This is a genomic window from Streptomyces sp. NPDC104096 (assembly GCF_055584385.1).
This window is the reverse complement of the sequence record NZ_JBVJMD010000003.1, coordinates 220,153-240,465: the sequence shown is the minus strand read 5'-3', so window position 1 is coordinate 240,465 and position 20,313 is coordinate 220,153. Positions and strand designations below refer to the sequence as shown.

The 20,313-nt window shown below is 72.0% G+C and carries 22 protein-coding genes; 13 read left to right on the top strand and 9 right to left on the bottom strand.

The genetic code is table 11. The features are described 5' to 3' along the window. Positions 1 to 7: 7 nt before the first annotated feature. Positions 8 to 760, top strand: coding sequence for an amino acid ABC transporter ATP-binding protein (locus ACZ60B_RS05560; protein ID WP_469384634.1), 753 nt, complete (start codon positions 8 to 10; stop codon positions 758 to 760). Positions 761 to 915: 155 nt separating this feature from the next. Here the strand turns inward: ACZ60B_RS05560 and ACZ60B_RS05555 are convergent, their stop codons facing one another. Next, the gene (locus tag ACZ60B_RS05555) at positions 916 to 1,704 is read right to left on the bottom strand and encodes a class I SAM-dependent methyltransferase (protein WP_469384394.1); all 789 of its coding nucleotides are present in this window, start codon (positions 1,702 to 1,704) and stop codon (positions 916 to 918) included. Between the two features lie 101 nt (positions 1,705 to 1,805). On the opposite strand from ACZ60B_RS05555, the gene ACZ60B_RS05550 reads away from it, so the two are divergent. Next, positions 1,806 to 2,435 carry a CGNR zinc finger domain-containing protein gene (locus tag ACZ60B_RS05550; protein ID WP_469384393.1) on the top strand — a complete coding sequence of 210 codons (630 nt, stop codon included), beginning with the start codon at positions 1,806 to 1,808 and terminating at the stop codon, positions 2,433 to 2,435. On the opposite strand, the gene sodX is transcribed toward ACZ60B_RS05550, so the two are convergent. After that, complete coding sequence (gene sodX, locus ACZ60B_RS05545) at positions 2,339 to 2,773, bottom strand: nickel-type superoxide dismutase maturation protease (protein ID WP_469384392.1); 435 nt, start codon at positions 2,771 to 2,773, stop codon at positions 2,339 to 2,341. The two genes, ACZ60B_RS05550 and sodX, sit on opposite strands and share 97 nt — an antisense overlap. Before the next feature lie 145 nt (positions 2,774 to 2,918). Here sodX and sodN point away from each other — a divergent pair, with 145 nt between their 5' ends. The 5 genes from sodN (at position 2,919) to ACZ60B_RS05520 (ending at position 7,628) form a co-directional block, all read left to right on the top strand. Then, positions 2,919 to 3,314 carry a superoxide dismutase, Ni gene (sodN, locus tag ACZ60B_RS05540; protein WP_020130742.1) on the top strand — a complete coding sequence of 132 codons (396 nt, stop codon included), beginning with the start codon at positions 2,919 to 2,921 and terminating at the stop codon, positions 3,312 to 3,314. 250 nt (positions 3,315 to 3,564) lie between these two features. After that, positions 3,565 to 5,958, top strand: a complete 2,394-nt coding sequence (locus ACZ60B_RS05535) for a peptidoglycan recognition protein family protein (RefSeq protein ID WP_469384389.1) — start codon at positions 3,565 to 3,567, stop codon at positions 5,956 to 5,958. A gap of 62 nt (positions 5,959 to 6,020) precedes the next feature. After that, positions 6,021 to 6,446, top strand: coding sequence for a helix-turn-helix transcriptional regulator (locus ACZ60B_RS05530; protein ID WP_469384387.1), 426 nt, complete (start codon positions 6,021 to 6,023; stop codon positions 6,444 to 6,446). Beyond that, positions 6,437 to 6,850 (top strand): VOC family protein, encoded by a 414-nt coding sequence (locus ACZ60B_RS05525; RefSeq protein WP_469384385.1) that lies wholly within the window; start codon positions 6,437 to 6,439, stop codon positions 6,848 to 6,850. The genes ACZ60B_RS05530 and ACZ60B_RS05525 overlap by 10 nt, the downstream gene beginning before the upstream one ends. 34 nt (positions 6,851 to 6,884) lie before the next feature. Continuing rightward, the gene (locus ACZ60B_RS05520) at positions 6,885 to 7,628 is read left to right on the top strand and encodes a VOC family protein (protein WP_469384384.1); all 744 of its coding nucleotides are present in this window, start codon (positions 6,885 to 6,887) and stop codon (positions 7,626 to 7,628) included. Between the two features lie 7 nt (positions 7,629 to 7,635). Here the strand turns inward: ACZ60B_RS05520 and ACZ60B_RS05515 are convergent, their stop codons facing one another. From ACZ60B_RS05515 to ACZ60B_RS05500, 4 genes are all read right to left on the bottom strand, one after another. After that, positions 7,636 to 7,968: a DUF952 domain-containing protein gene (locus ACZ60B_RS05515; RefSeq protein ID WP_152892762.1), complete on the bottom strand. Its 333-nt coding sequence runs from the start codon at positions 7,966 to 7,968 to the stop codon at positions 7,636 to 7,638. A 103-nt stretch (positions 7,969 to 8,071) separates the two neighbouring features. Further along, positions 8,072 to 8,434, bottom strand: a complete 363-nt coding sequence (locus ACZ60B_RS05510; RefSeq protein ID WP_469384381.1) for a hypothetical protein — start codon at positions 8,432 to 8,434, stop codon at positions 8,072 to 8,074. Between the two features lie 184 nt (positions 8,435 to 8,618). Next, positions 8,619 to 9,740, bottom strand: coding sequence for a family 2 encapsulin nanocompartment cargo protein polyprenyl transferase (locus ACZ60B_RS05505; protein ID WP_469384379.1), 1,122 nt, complete (start codon positions 9,738 to 9,740; stop codon positions 8,619 to 8,621). A 122-nt stretch (positions 9,741 to 9,862) separates the two neighbouring features. Then, positions 9,863 to 11,269, bottom strand: a complete 1,407-nt coding sequence (locus tag ACZ60B_RS05500; protein ID WP_469384377.1) for a family 2B encapsulin nanocompartment shell protein — start codon at positions 11,267 to 11,269, stop codon at positions 9,863 to 9,865. A gap of 218 nt (positions 11,270 to 11,487) precedes the next feature. Here ACZ60B_RS05500 and ACZ60B_RS05495 point away from each other — a divergent pair, with 218 nt between their 5' ends. Beyond that, complete coding sequence (locus ACZ60B_RS05495) at positions 11,488 to 12,384, top strand: 1-aminocyclopropane-1-carboxylate deaminase/D-cysteine desulfhydrase (RefSeq protein WP_469384375.1); 897 nt, start codon at positions 11,488 to 11,490, stop codon at positions 12,382 to 12,384. 145 nt (positions 12,385 to 12,529) lie between these two features. On the opposite strand, the gene ACZ60B_RS05490 is transcribed toward ACZ60B_RS05495, so the two are convergent. Further along, entirely contained in the window at positions 12,530 to 14,128 is a 1,599-nt protein-coding gene (locus ACZ60B_RS05490; RefSeq protein WP_469384373.1) for a Na+/H+ antiporter, read from the bottom strand. A 61-nt stretch (positions 14,129 to 14,189) separates the two neighbouring features. Between ACZ60B_RS05490 and ACZ60B_RS05485 the strand changes: the two genes are divergently transcribed. The 3 genes from ACZ60B_RS05485 (at position 14,190) to ACZ60B_RS05475 (ending at position 16,242) form a co-directional block, all read left to right on the top strand. Next, positions 14,190 to 14,450 (top strand): UBP-type zinc finger domain-containing protein, encoded by a 261-nt coding sequence (locus tag ACZ60B_RS05485; RefSeq protein WP_469384371.1) that lies wholly within the window; start codon positions 14,190 to 14,192, stop codon positions 14,448 to 14,450. A 272-nt stretch (positions 14,451 to 14,722) separates the two neighbouring features. Beyond that, positions 14,723 to 15,136, top strand: a complete 414-nt coding sequence (locus ACZ60B_RS05480; protein ID WP_015657891.1) for an ATP-binding protein — start codon at positions 14,723 to 14,725, stop codon at positions 15,134 to 15,136. Beyond that, a complete protein-coding gene (locus ACZ60B_RS05475; protein WP_469384369.1) occupies positions 15,133 to 16,242 on the top strand; it encodes an RNA polymerase sigma factor SigF in 1,110 nt (369 codons plus the stop codon). The genes ACZ60B_RS05480 and ACZ60B_RS05475 overlap by 4 nt, the downstream gene beginning before the upstream one ends. A gap of 3 nt (positions 16,243 to 16,245) precedes the next feature. On the opposite strand, the gene ACZ60B_RS05470 is transcribed toward ACZ60B_RS05475, so the two are convergent. After that, a complete protein-coding gene (locus ACZ60B_RS05470; protein ID WP_469384368.1) occupies positions 16,246 to 16,716 on the bottom strand; it encodes a hypothetical protein in 471 nt (156 codons plus the stop codon). A gap of 117 nt (positions 16,717 to 16,833) precedes the next feature. On the opposite strand from ACZ60B_RS05470, the gene ACZ60B_RS05465 reads away from it, so the two are divergent. Together ACZ60B_RS05465 and ACZ60B_RS05460 are read left to right on the top strand one after the other, a co-directional pair. Then, positions 16,834 to 17,802 carry a diacylglycerol/lipid kinase family protein gene (locus ACZ60B_RS05465; RefSeq protein ID WP_469384366.1) on the top strand — a complete coding sequence of 323 codons (969 nt, stop codon included), beginning with the start codon at positions 16,834 to 16,836 and terminating at the stop codon, positions 17,800 to 17,802. 314 nt (positions 17,803 to 18,116) lie between these two features. Next, on the top strand, positions 18,117 to 18,374 hold the full coding sequence (locus tag ACZ60B_RS05460) for a WhiB family transcriptional regulator (RefSeq protein ID WP_016639615.1): 258 nt from the start codon (positions 18,117 to 18,119) through the stop codon (positions 18,372 to 18,374). A 243-nt stretch (positions 18,375 to 18,617) separates the two neighbouring features. Here the strand turns inward: ACZ60B_RS05460 and ACZ60B_RS05455 are convergent, their stop codons facing one another. Beyond that, the gene (locus tag ACZ60B_RS05455; protein ID WP_469384633.1) at positions 18,618 to 20,084 is read right to left on the bottom strand and encodes a sensor histidine kinase; all 1,467 of its coding nucleotides are present in this window, start codon (positions 20,082 to 20,084) and stop codon (positions 18,618 to 18,620) included. Positions 20,085 to 20,313 lie beyond the last annotated feature (229 nt).

The window sequence follows — 20,313 nt, the reverse complement described above, 5'->3', positions numbered from 1 at the left end:
CGTCCCGATGGTCAAGGCCGAGGGCGTCCACAAGTCCTTCGGCCACGTCGAGGTCCTCAAGGGGATCGACCTGGAGGTGAAGACCGGCGAGGTGTTCTGCCTCATCGGCCCCTCCGGCTCCGGCAAGTCGACCTTCCTGCGGTGCATCAACCACCTGGAGAAGGTCAACGCCGGGAAGCTGTACGTCGACGGCGAGCTGGTCGGCTACCGCCAGAAGGGCGACAAGCTGTACGAGCTCAAGGACAGCGAGGTCGCGCTGAAGCGCCGGGACATCGGCATGGTCTTCCAGCGCTTCAACCTCTTCCCGCACATGACGGCCGTCGAGAACGTCATCGAGGCGCCGGTCCAGGTCAAGGGCGTCAACAAGGCCCAGGCCAGGGAGCGTGCGATGCAGCTCCTGGAGCGGGTGGGCCTGGCCGACAAGGCCGGGAACTACCCCTCCCAGCTCTCCGGCGGCCAGCAGCAGCGGGTGGCCATCGCCCGGGCCCTGGCCATGGACCCGAAGCTGATGCTCTTCGACGAGCCGACCTCGGCCCTCGACCCTGAGCTGGTCGGTGACGTCCTGGACGTCATGCGCGACCTCGCCGAGTCCGGCATGACGATGGTCGTCGTCACCCACGAGATGGGCTTCGCCCGCGAGGTCGGCGACAGCCTGGTCTTCATGGACGGCGGTGTGGTCGTCGAGTCCGGCAACCCGCGCGAGGTGCTGACGAACCCGCAGCACGAGCGGACCCAGGCGTTCCTGTCCAAGGTCCTGTAACCCGGCGCCGAGGGGCGACGCGGAGGGGGGCGGTACGGAGTTCCGTACCGCCCCCCTCCGCGTCCGGCCACCCGCTCGTTCCCCGGCGTCGGCAGCTCGCCCCTCGGCGTCGGCCGGCCCCTGGCGGCTCGCGGCTCGCGGCTCGCGGCTCGCGGCTACTTGAGCGCGAGCAGCAGGGTGTCCGAGGGCGAGCACCACACCGGGCGGGCCTCGCCGAAGCCCTTCTCGCGCAGCACGCGCGCGTGCCAGGCGGGGGACGGCATCTCGCCGTCGGCGTGCTCGCCGTAGATCTCGAAGCGGCGGGCGGTCGGCACGGCGAGGACCGGGTCCTGCGCGGCCACCTGCCACCACGCGGCCCAGTCGAGGGCACCGGCCTCCCTGGCCTGTTCCCTGCGGGCACGGCTCCAGGCGTGCTCGGCCGCGTTGATCCGCGGTGTGCCCTCGTCGATCATGTGGTCCGCGTTCATGAAGACACCGCCGTCGCGGACGAGTTCCGCGATCCGGCCGTAGAGGGCCGCGAGGGGTTCCCGGTGCAGCCAGTGCAGGGCGGTGGCGGTCAGCACGGCGTCGTACGAGTCGTACGGCAGCCGCGCCGGCCAGTCGGGGTCCTTGAGGTCGGCCGTGACGAAGGAGACCCGCCCGTCGCCCGCGAAGGTGCCCTCGGCGATGGCGAGCAGGGCCGGGTCGAGGTCGACACCCGTGCTGGTGGCCCCGGGGAAGCGGGCGAGCAGCCGCGCGGTGATGCTGCCCGTGCCGCAGGCCAGGTCCAGTACGCGCGGGGTGGTGCCGACGAGCGCCTCGACCATGTCGAGCATGATCCGGAAGCGCTCCTCGCGGTCCGGCATGTACCACTCCTGCTGCCGGTCCCAGCTCTCCTGCCAGGCCGGCCAGTCCGCGCCGTTCGCTCCGGTGGTACCCGTCGTGGTCGTGTCCGCGTTCGTCACCGCATCCTCCGTCGCAGGCTCCAACGTAATACCCTGCATCCACGACCGGCTGTTACCCCGACCGCATCCAAGACCATAGAGCGCCTCCGTAAGGACTACAAGTGGAACTGGCCTATTACTCGGATTACGCCGTCCGTCTCGTCAACAGCGAGGAGCCGGCCCGGGGCAACGACTCGCTGACCTCGGTCGGGGCCGTCCGCGACCTCTTCGGCGGCAACCAGTCGGCGGCCCGGCGCGCCACCGACGCGGACGTCACGCGCTTCCGTTCGGTCCGCGCCCGGCTGCGCGCGGTCTTCGAGGCGGCGGACACCGGCGACGAGACCCTCGCGGTGGACCTGCTGAACTCGCTGCTCCTGGAGTTCCCGGTGAGCCCGCAGATCTCCGGGCACGACTTCCGGGACGACGACGGCCGCCCGCTGTGGCACATGCACCTGGCGGACCACCCGTCGAACGCGACCGCGGGCTATGCCGCGATCGCCGCGATGGGGCTCGCCTTCCATCTCACCGAGTACGGCGTCGACCGGCTCGGCCTGTGCGAGGCCGCCCCCTGCCGCAACGCCTACCTGGACACCTCGACCAACCGGTCGCGGCGCTACTGCTCCGACCGCTGCGCGACCCGCGCCAACGTGGCCGCCTACCGCGCCCGCAAGCGCCAGGAGGCGGACCGGTCGGAGAGGACCGGCCTGGCGGCCGACAGCACCCACCGCAGCAGCGCGAAGGGCGCCCGCTGATCGGGCCTGCGCGGCCGGAAGCGGAAACAGACCCGGCCCATGATCAGGTCGTCGGGCACCACGCCGTAGTCGTTGCTGTCGTTGCCGGCGAACGAGTTGTCCGCGAGCACCCACCAGCCGCCCTCGCGCCGCTGGGTGGCGCGCTTGACGATGAGCAGGTCCTGCTGGAGGGGATGACGCAGGACGACGATGTCACCGGGCCTGATCCGGCCCCGGTGACGCACCACCAGCTGGTCGCCGTGGTACAGCGTCGGCACCATCGACGGCCCGGTCACCTCGGCCAGCCCGAAAGGCTGCCCCGCCCGCCCGCTCTCGGTCTCCTGCGACAGCTCCGGCATCACCCGGCACCTCCCCGGTCGGTCCTCCACCAGTCCCAGTGTGACCCCGGACTTTTGCCCTAAGCCCATGGGGGCACTCGCGAAAACCGGTCCCCCAGGGAGTAATGTCCCACCTGAGAAGACGATCACGAGGAAGGAACGCTCCATGCTTTCCCGCCTGTTTGCCCCCAAGGTCAAGGTCAGCGCGCACTGCGACCTGCCCTGCGGCGTGTACGACCCGGCCCAGGCCCGCATCGAGGCGGAGTCGGTGAAGGCTGTCCAGGAGAAGATGGCCGCCAACGACGACCCGCACTTCCAGGCCCGCGCGACGGTCATCAAGGAGCAGCGCGCCGAGCTCGCGAAGCACCACGTGTCCGTGCTGTGGAGCGACTACTTCAAGCCCCCGCACTTCGAGAAGTACCCGCAGCTGCACCAGCTCGTCAACGACACGCTGAAGGCCCTGTCGGCCGCCAAGGCCTCGACGGACCCGAAGACCGGTGAGAAGGCTCTCGAGCTCATCGCCGAGATCGACAAGATCTTCTGGGAGACCAAGAAGGCCTGATCCCGTATCAAGCCCTTCGGCCCGCGGCCCACTTGAGCGCGGCGCCTCCCCTCCGCACCCGGTTCGCCCGGGACGCCCCTCGCGGCGTCCGGGGCGGCCGGGTGCGGTGCTCCACGGGGTGCGCGAGGTGCCGTGAGGGCCGTGCACATGACGATTCGGACACCCCGCCCCTTCCTTCATTGAATCCTCATATACCTTTCCTTGCGTCATACATGTGATGTACATGAGCAGGCAGGGGCAGGGGCGGGGCATGAGACGTCGTGGGTGGGGTGCGGCCGTTCTGGCGGTCGCGGCAGTGACCGGGACGCTGGTCGTCCAGGGGATCGGCGACGGAGACGGCGGTTCGGGGGACGGGGGGAAGTCCGGGCCGATCCGGACCAGTGCGACGACGGCCTCGCTGACGGTGACCGGGGACGGCACGTCCGCCCGGCTGGACCGGCGCGACACCGCGCCCTTCAGCCTGCTCGGGGTCAGCTGGACCGACCCGGCCGCGCACGTGACCGGCACCATCGAGGCCCGGGCCCGGAGCACGGCGAGCGGCACGTGGTCGAAGTGGCAGCGACTCGACGGCAACAGCGGGGACGGCGCGCAGGACGCGTCCCGCGGCGGCACCGCCCCGATGTGGTTCGGCCCGTCCGACGGGGTGGAGGTGCGGATGTCCGGCCGGGCGTCGCAGCGGCTCCCCGGGGGCCTGCGGGTGGCCATGATCGACCCCGGCAGCGGTACGACCTCCCAGGTGGAGCCCGCCGGCTTCGTGCTGGACCCGGTCGACCCCACCGACACCACCGACCCGGTCACCCCGGACCCGCCGGCGCCGGCCTCCGCCGACCCGACCGCGTCCGAGTCCACCGATCCCCCGCCGGCCGGGACGACCTCCGCCGCGCCCGCGGAGACGGCGACCTCGACCGAGAGCCCGAGCGGCGCCCCCACCGCCTCCGCGCCGGACCCGACCGCGCCGAGCGCGTCGGCGGCGTCCGTGCCCCCGGCCCCGGCGTCCACCGCGCCCCGCCCGCCGATCGCCTCACGACAGGACTGGGGCGCCGACGAGTCCATCAGCCCCGAGGCGCCCGGCTATCTGCCCGGCGGGAAGATCAAGGCGGTGGTGCTCCACCACACCGCCACCTCCAACGACTACACCTGCGCCCAGGCACCGGCCGTCATCCGGTCCGTCTACGCCTACGACGTGCAGGAGCTGACCTGGAAGGACATCGGCTACAACTTCCTCGTCGACAAGTGCGGCACGATCTACGAGGGCCGCAAGGGCGGGGTCGACCGGCCGGTGATGGGCGCGCACGCCTACGGCTTCAACTCCGAGACCACCGGTATCGCCATCATCGGTGACTACAGCACCCTCGCCCCGTCGAAGGAGGCGATGACCTCGGTCGCCCGGCTCGCCGCGTGGAAGCTCGGCCAGTACGGCGTGGACCCGACCGGCACCGCCAAGCTCACAGCCGGTGCGGCCGGGCCGAACTACTTCCGGGAGACGTGGGCCGCGGGCGCCACGAGGACCCTCCCCGTCATCCACGGCCACCGCGACGGCTACAACACCGTGTGCCCGGGTGACGCCTACTACAACCTGCTGCCCACGATCCGCGCCTGGGCGGGCGGACCGGTCGAAGGACTCACGCTGGACTCGGTCACCGGCGACGGAACGTCCGGCACCACCGTGCTCACCAGCGGCGCCGTCACCCTGAAGTGGTCGGCCACCACCCCGGCCGCGCTGGTCAGGCAGTACGACGTGCTGGTCGACGGCAAGGTCGCGGCCACCGTCGCCGGATCCGCCGGCTCCGCCCGGGTGGACCTGACGGCGGGCACCCACAAGGTCGCCGTACAGGGCATCCACCAGTCCGGCTGGGCCGCGCTCACCTCGGACGTCACCGTGCTCGTCCAGCCCGCCCCGGCCACCACGGACGCCACCACCCCGGCCGCCACACCCACCGCCACGCCCACCACTCCGGCGCCGGTCACCACACCCACCACGAAGCCCACCACCACACCCACCGCCACCGCCGACAGGACCCCGCCCGCCTTCTCCACCAAGCCGAACCTCGCCCTGGGGCTCGGCACGGTGAGCACCACGGCCGTCCCGCTCGCCCTGAAGTGGAAGGCCACCGACGCGGGCGGCCTGAAGGAGGTCCGCCTCACCGCGCCGGTCGCGAAGACGTACGGCCCGACGGTCCTGAGCGCGAACCTCACCGCCAAGCCCGGTGTGACGACGACCTGGAAGATGACCGCGTACGACCGGGCGGGCAACACCGCCTCGGCCTCCGTGAGCGGCACCCCCGTGCTCCTCCAGGAGACCTCGGCCACCAAGGCGGGCACCTGGACGGCCAAGTCGTCCACCAGCTACCTGGGCGGCAAGTCGTACGGCAGCTCCACCAAGAACGCCTCGCTGAGCTGGACCTTCACCGGCCGCTCGGCGGCCCTGGTGGTCTCGCGCGCCGCGACCTCCGGCCAGGTGTACGTCTACGTGGACGGCGTGAAGACCGCCACCGTGGACCTGAGGTCGACGACGACGAAGTACCGCGACGCGATCTGGACGAAGACCTGGTCCGCCAGTGCCAAGCACACGGTGAAGATCGTGGTCGTCGGCACCGCGGGCCGCCCGACCGTCACCACCGACGGGCTGGTCTACCTCAAGTAACCGGTCCGCCCGAAGCGACCGGCCGGGCCACCCGGCGGGGGCCACCGTGCCATGCTGGTGCGGTGGCCCTCGAAGATCTGGTCCGGTTGCGGCAGGCCCGCGACCGCATGGACCGCGAGTACACCGAGCCGCTCGACATCGCCGCGCTCGCCCGTACCGCGCTGATGTCCCCCGGACACTTCCAGCGCAGCTTCCGGGAGGCGTACGGCGAGACGCCGTACGCCTACCTCATGACCCGCCGGGTCGAACGCGCCAAGACCCTGCTGCGCCGCGGCGACCTCAGCGTGACCGAGGTGTGCATGGCGGTCGGCTGCACGTCGCTGGGCTCCTTCAGCTCCCGGTTCACCGAGCTGGTCGGCGAGACCCCGAGCGCCTACCGGGCCCGCTCGCACGGCCCGCACGACGAGGACCTCGCGGCGATCCCGCCCTGCGTGGCGCGCACCCTCACCCGCCCGAGACGATCGTTAGGTTCGAGACCATGGACCTGAAACTCAAGCAGTGCTTCATCGCCGTGGACGACCACGACAAGGCGCTCGCGTTCTACCAGGACGTCCTCGGCATGGAGGTGCGCAACGACGTCGGCTTCGAGAACATGCGCTGGGTGACCGTCGGCTCGCCGCTCCAGCCGGACGTGGAGATCGTGCTGGAGCCGCCGGGCGCGAGCCCGGACGCCTCCCCGGCCGACAAGGAGGCGATGGCCCGGCTGCTGGCCAAGGGCATGCTGCGCGGGGTCATCTTCACCACCACCGACTGCGAGGCGCTGTGCGAGCGCGTCCAGGACGCCGGTTACGACCTGCTCCAGGAGCCGACGGACCAGCCGTACGGAGTGCGCGACTGCGCGTTCCGGGACCCGGCGGGGAACATGCTGCGGTTCATCGAGCGGCACGACTGACCGACGTCGTGGGGCAGTTGCCTACGATCACCGCATGGACATCCGCTGGACGTACGCCTTCGTGGACCGGCCCGCCGCGCAGTCGGCCCGGACCCACGCCTTCTGGACCGCCGTCACCGGCACCGAACTGTCGGAACCGAGGGGCGAGCACGGCGAGTTCGCGACCCTGCTGCCGGAGGGGGCCGACGCCTGCGTGAAGGTGCAGGGGGTCGCCGCCGGGGACGGCGGCGCGCACTTCTGCCTCTGTGTCGAGGACGTGGCGGAGTCCGCGGCCGAGGCGCTGCGGCTCGGCGCGCGGACGGTCGCCGAGCACGCGGGCTGGACCGTACTGCGCTCGCCCGGTGGGCCGTTGTTCTGCGTGGTGCCGTGGCACGGCGAGGCGGTCCGGCCTCCCGTGGTGCGGGGCAGCCGCCTCGACCAGGTCAGCCTCGACCTGCCGCCGTCGGTGTACGAGGCCGAGGTCGCCTTCTGGAGCGCCCTGTTGCCCGGCTGGGACGCACGGCCCGGCTCGCTCCCCGAGTTCCATGTGGTCGCGCCGCCGGCCGGGCTGCCGGTGCGCATCCTGCTGCAACGCCTGGACGAGGAGCGCCCCGCCTCCGCCCATCTGGACCTGGCCTGCGCGGACATCGAGGCGACCGTCACCCGGCACGAACGGCTGGGCGCGGTCACGGTGTCCCGCCACCGGCACTGGACGGTGATGCGGGACCCGGCCGGCGGCACGTACTGCCTCACCGGCCGCGACCCGGAGACCGGCGGCCTGCCCCACCGCGCCGGTTAGGGACCGGTCACTTCCAGGTCTCCACGTCGACCACGGCGTCCACCGGGATGGGCCCGTACACGTGCGGGAACTCCTCGCCGCCGGGCTCCGGAGCCTCGTACTTCACCGGTACGCCGAGCCGGGCGGGGTCCACGACCAGGACCACCAGGTCGTCGGGGGCGTCCGGCGCGCCGTACAGGAACGCGGCCACCCGCGGGAGTTGGGCCCGGGTCGAGCAGTGGATGAAGCCCTCCTCGGCGAGGGTGCGACCACGGGTCGACATCGCGTACGCGCCCGCTTCGCGGGCCGCGTCCCACAGGGCGCGTTCGGTGATGTGCAGGAGGTACGGGTGTTCGGCCATGGGAGCACGCTAGCCCTTCGGGCGGACCACGGTCGGACCACGAGCGGTGCGCTGCCCGGCCGGATTTCCTCCCGACGGGTCCGGCACGTTCCGGTCGACCGGTTCAGGGGTCTTCAGCGTGGCGGCTCGTACGGCCGGTCGCCGGCCCGGTCACGGGGTCCGCCGCGGGGCCGGTCACCGGATCGGTGGCGACACCGGCCGAGGCACCGGCAGCACGGTCGGGTGCGGAGCCGGGTGCGGGTGCGGGTGCGGAGCCGGGTGCGGGTGGGGGGCCGGGTGCGGGACCGCTCGCGGAGCCGGGGTCCTCCGTCGGCACGGCGCCGCCACCGGCGTACGCCTCGCAGGCGCGGTTCCGGCACGGGCCGGGACCCCACACCGGCACCCAGACGCCCAGCGTCTTGTACCGCCGGGCGGCCGCCCGGACGGGCTGTCCACAGACGGGACAGACATGTTCGTCTCTGTCCATGCCATCAGCGTAGGGCGGACGCGCGCTCGGCGCTCCCGGCCGCGACCGCCCCGTCGGCGGACCGCGGGCCCCGCACCCCGTGGGGAGGTGCGGGACCCGCGGGACCGGACCCCCCTCGCCGTCGTGGGACGACGGGGTCGGGAGCCGGGTGGCCCCGCCGACTCCGGAGCCACCCGGCCGACGCTCAGTCGCTGCGCCGGGTCACGTACTCGGCCAGGGCGAGCAGGCCGCCCGCGGACTCCGGCTCCGGAATCACCCGGGCCAGTTCGCCCATCGCCCGGGACATCCGGTCGGCCGCCTGGCTCTGCGCCCAGTCCCGGCCGCCGGCCCGCTCCACGGCGAGCGCGATACGCGCCGTCCCCGCACCGTCCGCCGTCCCGCACGGCACCGCGTACAGCTCGGCCAGTTCGGCGGCGGCCGGTGTGCCGGAGGTCAGCGCGGCGACCACGGGCAGCGACTTCTTGCGGGCGGCCAGGTCCGCGCCGGCCGGCTTGCCCGTGCGGTTCGGGTCGCCCCAGATGCCGATCACGTCGTCGATGAGCTGGAAGGCCAGCCCGGCCTGGCGGCCGAACGTGTCGAGCGCGTCGACCTCGTCCTCGGCGGCCCCCGCGTACAGCGCGCCCAGGGCGCAGGCGCACCCCAGGAGCGCTCCCGTCTTGGCTTCGGCCATGGCGAGCACCTCGTCGAGGGTGACGTCGGCCGGGTCGCGGCGCTCCAGCGCCGTGTCCGCCTGCTGTCCGGCGCACAGTTCGACCACACACGCGGCGAGCCGGGCGGCAGCCGCCCCGGACGCCGGGTGCGGGTCCTCGGCGAGCAGCCCGAGCGCCAGCGCCTGGACGGCGTCTCCGGCGAGGATGGCGTCGGGGTCGCCGAACACGGTCCAGGCGGTGGGCCGGTGCCGACGCGTGGTGTCGCGGTCCATCACGTCGTCGTGCAGCAGCGTGAAGTTGTGGATCAGCTCCACCGCGGCGGCCGCCCGCACGGCGCTCTCCCGCGCGCCCGGCCCGCCGAGCGCGGCGGCCGCGGTGAGCACGAGCGCGGGGCGTATCGCCTTGCCCGCGTGGGCCGCCGCCGGTGTGCCGTCGGCGTGCTCCCAGCCGAAGTGGTAGAGCGCGACCCGGCGCATGGAACCGGGCAGCGAGTCGAGAGCCGCCCGCAGCCCGGGGTCGACCGAGGCCCGCGCCCGCTCCAGGATCGCCGCCGCCTCGTGCCCGTCGGCGGGACCGGGCCGCCCGTTCCCCGGGGTCGCGACGGTCGTCCGCTTTACGAGCGTCTCGGTTCTCCCCCGGGTCGTGAACTCGGTCATGGAATCCCCCCTCGAAGCAGCGGCGCACGGTGACGCGTCGGACGCTTCCGCCCCGGCCGGGCGCGCCCCCCTGGAGCGCACCCGGCCGGACGGGCCGGAACCCGAGGCCCCGGCAGTCGAGTTCACCGCCAGCGGCCGATCTCGACGTTCTCCAGGACGCCGAGCGCGTCCGGCACCAGGACCGCGGCCGAGTAGTAGGCCGTCACCAGGTAGTTGATGATCGACTGTTCGTTGATGCCCATGAACCGCACCGACAGGCTCGGCTCGATCTCGTCCGGGATGCCGGACTGCCGCAGACCGACGACGCCCTGGTCCTCCTGCCCCAGGCGCATCGCGATGATGGAGCTGGTCCGGGCCTCGGTGACCGGAATCTTGTTGCACGGGTAGATCGGGACGCCACGCCAGGTGGGGATGCGGTTCCCGCCGACGTCGATCGTCTCGGGGACGAGTCCGCGCTTGTTGAGTTCACGGCCGAACGCGGAGATCGCGCGCGGATGGGCGAGGAACAGCTTCGTACCGCGTCGCCTGCTGAGCAGTTCGTCCATGTCGTCGGGGCTGGGGACGCCGTCGTGCGGCTGGAGCCGCTGGTCGTACTCGCAGTTGTGGAGCAGCCCGAACTGGCGGTTGTTGACCAGCTCGTGCTCCTGGCGTTCCTTCAGCGCCTCGACGGTGAGCCTCAACTGCTGCTCGGTCTGGTTCATCGGCTGGTTGTAGAGGTCCGCCACACGCGTGTGGATGCGCAGGACGGTCTGGGCGATGCTCAGTTCGTACTCGCGCGGCCTGGCGTCGTAGTCGACGAAGGTGTGGGGGATCTCGGCCTCGCCGGAGTGGCCGGCCGCGAGGTCGACGGCCTTCTCTCCGTACTTGTTGGTGCGTTGCTCCGGGATGGCGCGCAGCCGCCCGATGTGCTCACCCAGCGTGTCCGCGCGCTCCGCGACCTGGTCGAGGTCCTGGCGGGACAGGATCAGGACCGTGCACGCGGTGTCCGCGCGGGCGGTGTACTCCCAGATGGCGTCCGGGTCGATCAGCGCCGCCTCGCCGAAGTACGCGCCGTCGGCGAGGACGCCCAGCACGGCGTCGTCGCCGTAGGGGCCGGTGCCGACCTTCTCCACCCTGCCGTGCGCCAGCAGGTACACCTCGTCCGTGCGGCTGCCGAACGAGGCGATCAGCTCGCCCGGGGCGTACTCCCGCTGCCGGCAGCGCTGGGCCAGCTCGGCGAGCACCTCCTCGTCCTCGTAGTCCCGCAGGGCGGGCAGTTCGCCCAGCTCGGCGGGGATGACCTCCACCCGGTCCCCCGTCTTCACGAACGTGATGCGGCCGTCGCCGACCGCGTAGGTCAGGCGCCGGTTCACCCGGTACGTGCCGCCCTGCACGTCCACCCAGGGCAGCATGCGCAGCAGCCAGCGCGAGCTGATCTCCTGCATCTGGGGAGCGGACTTGGTGGTGGTGGCCAGGTTCCGCGCTGCGGCCGTGCCGAGGCTCTGCTGCGGCTTGCCCTGATCCGTGCGGACCTCTTCGCCTACCGACATTCTGAATTGCCCTCCCGGTCATGCACCGGTGCCGTTCGCACCGGGCACCGATCTCGCGACCAGCCTTCCATCACGGAGCGTGGCGGTGCTATTACCCGAAAGAGCGGGAATGGATCACCGGGCGGCGGGGCAGGAAGAGGGATCCCGAGCGGCCGTCCCCGCCGCCGTGCCCGGGGGGGTGGGTGACCCGATCAGGACAGGTGTCCGACAATGGCGGGGTGACCGGCTCCGACCTCTTCGCCGCCCTGCGGCCCCGGCTGCCCTCGCCGCTCCAGGAGGTCGAGGACGTCCGCTTCGCCCGGCACGGCGTCCGGCTGCTGCTCAAGCGGGACGACCTGATCCACCCGGAGCTGATCGGCAACAAGTGGCGCAAGCTGGCGCCGAACCTCGAAGCGGCGGCGGGGCGGCCGATCGTCACGTTCGGGGGCGCGTACTCCAACCATCTGCGCGCCACCGCCGCGGCCGGCCGGCTCCTGGGGCTGCGCACGACCGGCGTGGTCCGGGGGCAGGAGCTGGCCGACCGGCCCCTCAACCCCTGTCTGGCCCGCTGTGCGGCCGACGGGATGCGGCTGCACTTCGTCGACAGGTCGGCGTACCGCGCGAAGGCCGAGCCGCGGACCCTGGCCGCGATCCTGCGGGCGGCCGACGCCGAGGACGCCCATGTCGTCCCCGAGGGCGGCAGCAACGCCGAGGCGGTCCGGGGCTGTGTCCCCCTCGGCGGTGAGCTGAGCGGCCTCGCCGACGTGGTCGCGGTCGCCTGCGGCACCGGCGGCACCCTGGCCGGCCTGGCCGCCGGGCTCGCTCCCGGCCAGCGCGCCTTGGGCGTACCGGTCCTCAAGGGCGGCTTCCTGGCCGCCGAGACCCAGGCGCTCCAGGAGCGGGCGTTCGGCCGCCGTCGCGGCGCCTGGTCCCTCGACGACCGCTTCCACTTCGGCGGCTACGCCCGTACCACCCCCGAACTCGACGCCTTCGCCGCGGACTTCGAACAGCGCCACGGCCTGCCCGTCGAGCGTCTCTATGTCGCCAAGTTGCTGTACGGACTTGTCGCCCTCGCCGACGAGGGCCGGCTGGCGCCGGGAAGCACCCTCGCGGCGGTGATCACCGGCCGCCCGTGACGGGCGGGCGCCCGCCCGTCACGATGTCCGTCACGACGCCCGTCACGGCCGGCCGGAGCCCCCGCACGGGCCCCCGCCCGTCCGCGCCCACCCCGGCCGCGGGGGTGGCCGCGCACAGCCGCTCCCGCCCGCCGCGCGCGGGTGCTCACGCCGCCTCCCGGTAGGCCGCCGCCTCCTCCAGGTCCAGCCGGCGCAGCAGGGTGCGCAGCATCTCGTCGTCGATGTAGCGGCCGTCGCGCAGCTTCACGAAGACCTCGCGCTCGGTGCCGATCATCTCCCTCGACAGCCGGCGGTAGGTGTCGTCGACGGTCTCGCCGGTGACCGGGTTGGCCTGGCCGAGCCGCTCCCAGACGGCGTTGCGGCGGCGCTCCAGGACCATGCGCAGACGGTCGGCGAGCGGGGGCGGGAGGGCGTTGCGCTCGTCGGCGAGGAGCTCCTCCAGATGCCGCTCGGCGGCCCGGGAGGCCTGCGCCTGCGCGTTGGCCTCGGCGAGGGTCGCGGCCTGCGGGTCGGGCTCGGGGAGCTTCAGCAGCCGGATCAGCGGGGGCAGGGTCAGCCCCTGCACCACCAGCGTGCCGATGACGGTGGTGAAGGTCAGGAAGAGGATCAGGTTGCGCTGCGGGAAGGGCGCGCCGCCGTGGTGCACGGTCATCGGGATCGAGAAGGCGATGGCCAGCGAGACCACGCCGCGCATCCCGGCCCAGGAGGTGATCATCGCCCCCTTCCAGGTGGGGTTCTCCTCGCGTTCCCGGATCCGCGCCGACAGCAGTCGCGGCAGGAAGGTCGCCGGGTACACCCACACGAACCGGGCCGCGACGACCACCAGGAAGAGGACCACCGCGTACCAGGCGGCGTCGACGCCCTCGTCCGCGCCGAGTCCGCGCAGGACGACGGGGAGCTGGAGGCCGATCAGCGCGAAGACCGCCGACTCCAGGACGAAGGCGACCATCTTCCACACCGCCTCCTCCTGGAGCCGGGTGGCGAAGTCGACCTCCCACGCGCGGTGTCCCAGGTAGAGGGCGACGACGACCACGGCGAGGACCCCGGAGGCGTGGAACTGCTCGGCGACCGCGTAGGCGACGAACGGGATCAGCAGGGACAGCGTGTTCTGCAGGAGCGGTTCCGTCAGGTGCGTGCGCAGCCAGTGCAGCGGCGCCATCAGGACCAGGCCGACCCCGACGCCGCCGACCGCCGCGACCAGGAACTCGCCGACCCCGCCGGCCCAGGTGGCGCCCTCGCCCACGGCGGCCGCGAGGGCCACCTTGTAGGCGGTGATGGCGGTGGCGTCGTTCAGGAGCGACTCGCCCTGGAGGACCGTGGTGATCCGGGAGGGCAGCCCGACCCGGCGGGCCACCGCCGTGGCCGCGACCGCGTCCGGCGGCGCCACCACCGCGCCCAGCACCAGCGCCGCGGTCAGCGGCATCTCCGGCACGATCCGGTACACCGCCCAGCCGACCACGAAGGTCGCGAAGAGCACGTACCCGACCGACAGCAGCGCCACGGGACGCAGCTGGGCGCGCAGGTCGAGGTAGGAGCTGTCGACGGCCGACGTGTACAGCAGCGGGGGCAGCAGCAGCGGCAGGACGACGTCCGGGTCGAGGGTGTAGTCCGGCACCCCCGGCAGATACGACACCATCAGGCCGACCGCGACCAGCAGCAGCGGCGCTGGCACCGGGGTGCGCCGGGCCGCCGCGGCGATCGCGGCACTTCCCGCCACCAGCAACAGCAGTGGCATCACGTCCATGGTCCTCGCCCGCCCTCGTTTTCCGCGCCGCCGACCGTGCGGCCGTCGTAATCTGGCAATCATGAAACAGTGCACGCACTCGGACGCACTCCCGCACCCGGAACCCGAGGCGCTCACCGCCACGTGTCCGGAGTGCCTGACGGCCGGCACGCACCCGGTGCAGCTGCGCCTGTGCCTGACGTGCGGCCATGTCGGCTGCTGCGACTCGTCGCCGGGGCGGCACGCCACAGGACATCACACGGACTCCGGCCACCCCGTGATGCGGACCTTCGAGCCGGGTGAGGACTGGCGTTGGTGCTTCGTGGATCACGTCCTCGTGTGACCCTGGACGGGCGCCCGCGAGACCGTCCGACGGGTACGGTTCGACCGTCTGACGTCTGGGTACGTCAACCCGGCGCCCGCTCTTCCCATTTGGGCCCGCAGACCCCTAGCCACGGAGCGTGTCCGTAGGTTTACTATGAGTGACAGCAAGGGGTTGGGGTCCGGGGGACAGCAAAGTCGGGAGCGCGATAGCGTCACCGCTGAACCACACTTCGTGTCACCCCGGGGGGCGACCCTCGGCCCCGAATAGCTTGTACCACCTTGGAGGTGAGGGTGTCCCAGATCGCAGGCGAGCCCGCGACCCAGGACTTCGTGGAAGTCCGGCTGCCGGCTGCGGGTGCCTACCTGTCGGTGCTGCGGACGGCCACGGCCGGCCTCGCGGCCCGTTTGGACTTCACCCTGGACGAGATCGAGGACCTGCGCATCGCCGTGGACGAGGCCTGCGCGATCCTGCTCCAGCAGGCCGTGCCGGGCTCCGTGCTCAGCTGCGTCTTCCGACTCGTCGACGATTCGCTCGAAGTGACCGTCTCCGCGCCGACCACCGATGGTCACGCTCCGTCACGGGACACCTTCGCCTGGACCGTGCTGTCCGCGCTCGCGGGCAAGGTCTCCTCCGCCGTGGACGACGACAAGACCGTGTCGATCAGCCTCTACAAACAGCGCGGCGCGGGACCCGGGCCGGCGTGAGGAACGGGGACGGGCCGGTGCGGGACGAAGAGCGCGGCGCACGGGGGCTGCCGGCCGAGAACACCGACCTGGACGACTCCCGGCGCATGGCGGACGGCATCGACGGAATCCCCGAGCCGGCCCGGCCGCATCCGGAGGAGCACGCCTCGGAGGCCGGTCTCCCGGACGACGACGGGCAGCGGGATCGGGAAGGTGCCGTGCAGAGCGCGCCTCGGGAGCGGCGGTCCGGGGCCTTCCCCGGCCGGGCCGAGGCGAGAGCTCGGGGAAGGGCAACGGGCGGGACGATGAGCGAGCACGAGCGAGACGAGAAGCCGGACGTGCAGAGCGCGCCGCAGGCCACGCAGCACGACCCACAGGACCGCACCGGAGCACGGGCCCTGTTCGTCGAACTGCGCCAGCTCAAGGAGGGCAGCGCCGAGTACGCGGAGCTGCGCAACCGGCTGGTCCGCATGCATCTGCCGCTCGTCGAGCATCTGGCGCGGCGCTTCCGCAACCGCGGCGAGCCGCTCGACGACCTCACCCAGGTCGCCACCATCGGCCTGATCAAGTCGGTCGACCGTTTCGACCCGGAGCGCGGCGTCGAGTTCTCGACGTACGCGACGCCGACGGTCGTCGGTGAGATCAAGCGGCACTTCCGCGACAAGGGCTGGGCGGTGCGGGTGCCCCGCCGGCTCCAGGAGCTGCGCCTCGCCCTCACCACGGCGACCGCGGAGCTCTCGCAGCAGCACGGCCGCTCGCCCACGGTGCACGAGCTCGCCGAGAAGCTGGCCATCTCGGAGGAAGAGGTCCTGGAGGGCCTGGAGTCCGCGAACGCGTACTCGACGCTGTCCCTGGACGTCCCCGACACCGACGACGAGTCCCCGGCGGTCGCCGACACCCTCGGCGCGGAGGACGAGGCGCTGGAGGGCGTGGAGTACCGGGAGTCCCTCAAGCCGCTGCTGGAGGACCTCCCGCCGCGCGAGAAGCGGATCCTGCTGCTGCGGTTCTTCGGCAACATGACCCAGTCGCAGATCGCGCAGGAGGTCGGCATCTCGCAGATGCACGTCTCCCGTCTGCTGGCGCGCACCCTGGCGCAGCTGCGGGAGAAGCTGCTGGTGGAGGAGTAGCGGTTACTTCGGCTCGTCCTGCTGCCGCGCGTTTCCGGGCCCCCGGATCCCGAGGGCCCGGGTCGTCTCCGCGTTGACGAGCAGTACGAGCGAGGCGACGGCCGCGATCGCCAGCGCGATACCGGCCGGGATCGCCGCGCTGTCGGCCTGGAGCAGCGTGTAGGCCACCGGCAGCGCCATGATCTGCGTGACGAGGGCGGGGCCCCGGCTCCAGCTGCGCCGGCCGAGCAGGCCGCGGGCGGCGAGCAGCGGCAGCAGGGAGAGCGCGATCAGCGTCACCCCGCCGGTCACCCCCGACGTCCGGCCGGCCGGGTCGCCGGTGAGTCCGAGCACCAGGATCCACACGCCTCCGACGAGCAGGGCGAGCCCTTCGAGGGCGGCGAGCGCGGCGGCGTACGTCAGCCGCCGCGGGCGGGGGCCGGCGTTCTCCGGCGTGATCTCGGTCTCAAAACTGGAGGGGCTCTGGCTGCTCACCCGAGAAGGGTAGCCCCGGTCAGCCCGGCCGTCCGGGCCGAGCCCCACGTCCCGATCTCTTACCCGATCCCTAACTCGGTCTGGGCCGGGTACCACCCAGTAGGTACGCTGCACCCCATGCGTGCACTTCTCGTGGTCAATCCGGCGGCAACCACCACAAGCGCACGTACGCGCGATGTGCTGATCCACGCGCTCGCGAGCGAGATGAAGCTCGAGGTGGCCACCACCGAGTACCGGGGACACGCGCGCGACCTGGGCCGCGAGGCGGCCGAGAGCGACGACGTCGAGCTGGTCGTGGCGCTCGGCGGCGACGGCACGGTCAACGAGGTCGTCAACGGCCTGCTGCACTCCGGCCCCGACCCGGACCGGCTGCCCGGCCTCGCCGTGGTCCCCGGCGGCTCCACCAATGTCTTCGCCCGCGCCCTGGGGCTGCCGAACGACGCCGTCGAGGCGACCGGCGCCCTGCTGGACGCCCTGCGCGAGGGCCGCGAGCGCACGGTCGGCCTCGGCCTCACCTCCGGTACGCCCGGCACGGACGACGAGTCCGTCCCGTCCCGCTGGTTCACCTTCAACGCGGGCCTGGGTTTCGACGCGGGCGTGGTCGGCCGGGTCGAGCAGCAGCGTGAGCGGGGCAGGAAGTCGACGCACGCGCTGTACGTGCGTCAGGTCGTCCGGCAGTTCCTCGGTGAGCAGCACCGGCGGCACGGCACGATCGTGGTGGAGCGGCCCGGTGAGGACACGGTCGCCGATCTGGTGGTCGCCATAGTCTCGAACACGTCCCCCTGGACGTATCTCGGCAATCGCCCGATGTACACGTCGCCTAAGGCCTCGTTCGATAAAGGTCTCGACGTACTCGGTCTCAGCCGACTGTCCACGGCGGCGGTTGCCCGGTATGGCACGCAGTTGCTCACTTCGTCCCCGGAGCGGGGACCCCATGGCAGGCATGCGACCTCACTGCACGACCTTGACCAGTTCACCTTGCATTCGAAGGTGCCACTGCCCCTCCAGATGGACGGCGACCACCTCGGACTGCGTACGAGCGTGACGTTCACAGGCGTTCGCCGTGCACTGCGTGTGATTGTGTGAGCGGAACGGGCCAAAGTCCTTTCACTCGAACGTTTAGGCCAGGATCCACCCCATGGAAGTACGGCTGTGACCTAGTCGACACCGAGGAATCAAAAAAAACTTTCCAGAAGGGGTTGTATCCGCCGTCGAGGTTTGCGAGTCTCTTCCTGGCGATCGGGACGGCCCGCAACACCGGCCTCCACAGATCACCGGAACCCCTCTACACAAGGACCACGCCAGGAAGCTGGCGGGTGGCCCTTCACTTGTTGAGGGATTCGTGAAAGCGTTCACATTCACAAGCAACTTGCACGTAATACCAAGGAGAGGTAGCAGCCATGGACTGGCGTCACAACGCCGTTTGCCGCGAGGAAGACCCCGAGCTCTTCTTCCCCATCGGCAACACCGGTCCTGCGCTGCTGCAGATCGAGGAAGCCAAGGCCGTCTGCCGTCGCTGCCCCGTCATGGAGCAGTGCCTGCAGTGGGCGCTCGAGTCCGGCCAGGACTCCGGCGTCTGGGGTGGCCTCAGCGAGGACGAGCGCCGCGCGATGAAGCGCCGCGCCGCCCGCAACCGGGCTCGTCAGGCCTCCGCCTGACCACACCCACCCCGCTAACAGCCTGAGCTTGGCGGCGCGTACAGCGAGTACGCAACTCCCGCCCCCGAGCCGCAGCGCGCAGTACCCCCGATGCGCTTAGCAGTAAAAAGCAGCAACGAGCTTCAGCCCCGGATCACCCAGTGGTCCGGGGCTCAATGCTGTCCGGGGCTCAATGCTGTCCGGGGCTCGATGCCGTTCGGGGTCGTCCGGGCGAAGTCCCCGACAGCGGCCGGGCGGCCGCGCCTACTTCTGCGCGCGGACCGGAATGTCCAGGATCACCTGGGTTCCGCGCTCCGGCGCCCGGACCATGTCGAAGGTGCCGCCCAACTCCCCCTCCACCAGCGTCCGTACGATCTGGAGGCCGAGGTTGCCCGAGCGGTGCGGGTCGAAGCCCTCGGGCAGACCGACGCCGTCGTCCTGGACGGTGACGAGCAGTCGGCCCTCCTTCGTCGTCCCGCCGCGGACCGCGGAGACCTCGACCGTGCCCGTGTCGCCCTCGCGGAAGCCGTGTTCGAGGGCGTTCTGGAGGATTTCCGTCAGCACCATCGACAGCGGGGTGGCGACCTCCGCGTCCAGGATGCCGAACCGGCCGGTGCGCCGGCCGGTGACCTTGCCCGGGGAGATCTCCGCGACCATCGCGAGGACACGGTCGGCGATCTCGTCGAACTCCACCCGTTCGTCGAGGTTCTGGGAGAGCGTCTCGTGCACGATCGCGATCGATCCCACCCGGCGCACGGCCTCCTCCAGCGCCTCGCGACCGCGCTCGGAGTCGATGCGCCGGGCCTGGAGCCGCAACAGCGCGGCCACCGTCTGGAGGTTGTTCTTCACCCGGTGGTGGATCTCCCGGATGGTCGCGTCCTTGGTGATCAATTCCCGCTCGCGGCGGCGCAGTTCGGTGACGTCCCGCAACAGCACCAGCGAACCGATGCGGGTTCCCTTGGGCTTGAGCGGGATCGCACGGAACTGGATCACCCCGTCGTTGGCCTCGATCTCGAACTCGCGCGGCGCCCAGCCGCTGGCGACCTTGGCCAGCGCCTCGTCCACCGGGCCCCGGGTCGGGGCGAGTTCGGCGGTGAGCTGGCCGAGGTGCTGGCCGACGAGGTCCGAGGCGAGGCCCAGCCGGTGGTAGGCGGAGAGCCCGTTGGGGGACGAGTACTGCACGATGCCGTCCGCGTCGAGGCGGATCAGACCGTCGCCGACGCGCGGCGAGGCGTCCATGTCGACCTGCTGGCCGGGGAACGGGAAGGATCCCGCGGCGATCATCTGCGCCAGGTCGGAGGCGCTCTGGAGGTAGGTGAGCTCCAGGCGGCTCGGAGTGCGCACGGTGAGCAGGTTGGTGTTGCGGGCGATCACGCCGAGGACGCGCCCCTCGCGCCGCACGGGGATCGACTCGACCCGGACCGGGACCTCCTCGCGCCACTCCGGGTCGCCCTCGCGCACGATCCGGCCCTCGTCCAGGGCCGCGTCCAGCATGGGGCGGCGCCCGCGCGGGACGAGGTGGCCGACCATGTCGTCCTGGTAGGAGGTGGGGCCGGTGTTGGGCCGCATCTGGGCGACGGAGACGTACCGGACGCCGTCGCGGGTGGGCACCCACAGGACCAGGTCTGCGAAGGAGAGGTCGGAGAGCAGCTGCCACTCCGAGACCAGCAGGTGGAGCCACTCGAGGTCGGAGTCGTCGAGGGCCGTGTGCTGGCGTACGAGTTCGTTCATGGAGGGCACGTGTGCGAGCGTACCCGCCGGTTTGTACCGGTCATAAAACACCCGCGGGCCGCGGCGCCTGGGAGGGACCCTCAGCCCTCCGTCGGCACCGCAGCCCGGAGCAATATTCGGCCGCGGGGTGTGCGGTCCCGTTCGGCCGAAGGATGAGGAGCCGGGGCAGTCAGGGCAGAGAGCACCGGATCCTCGGTCCGCTCTCCTGTGCGGGGAGAACGGAGGCTCG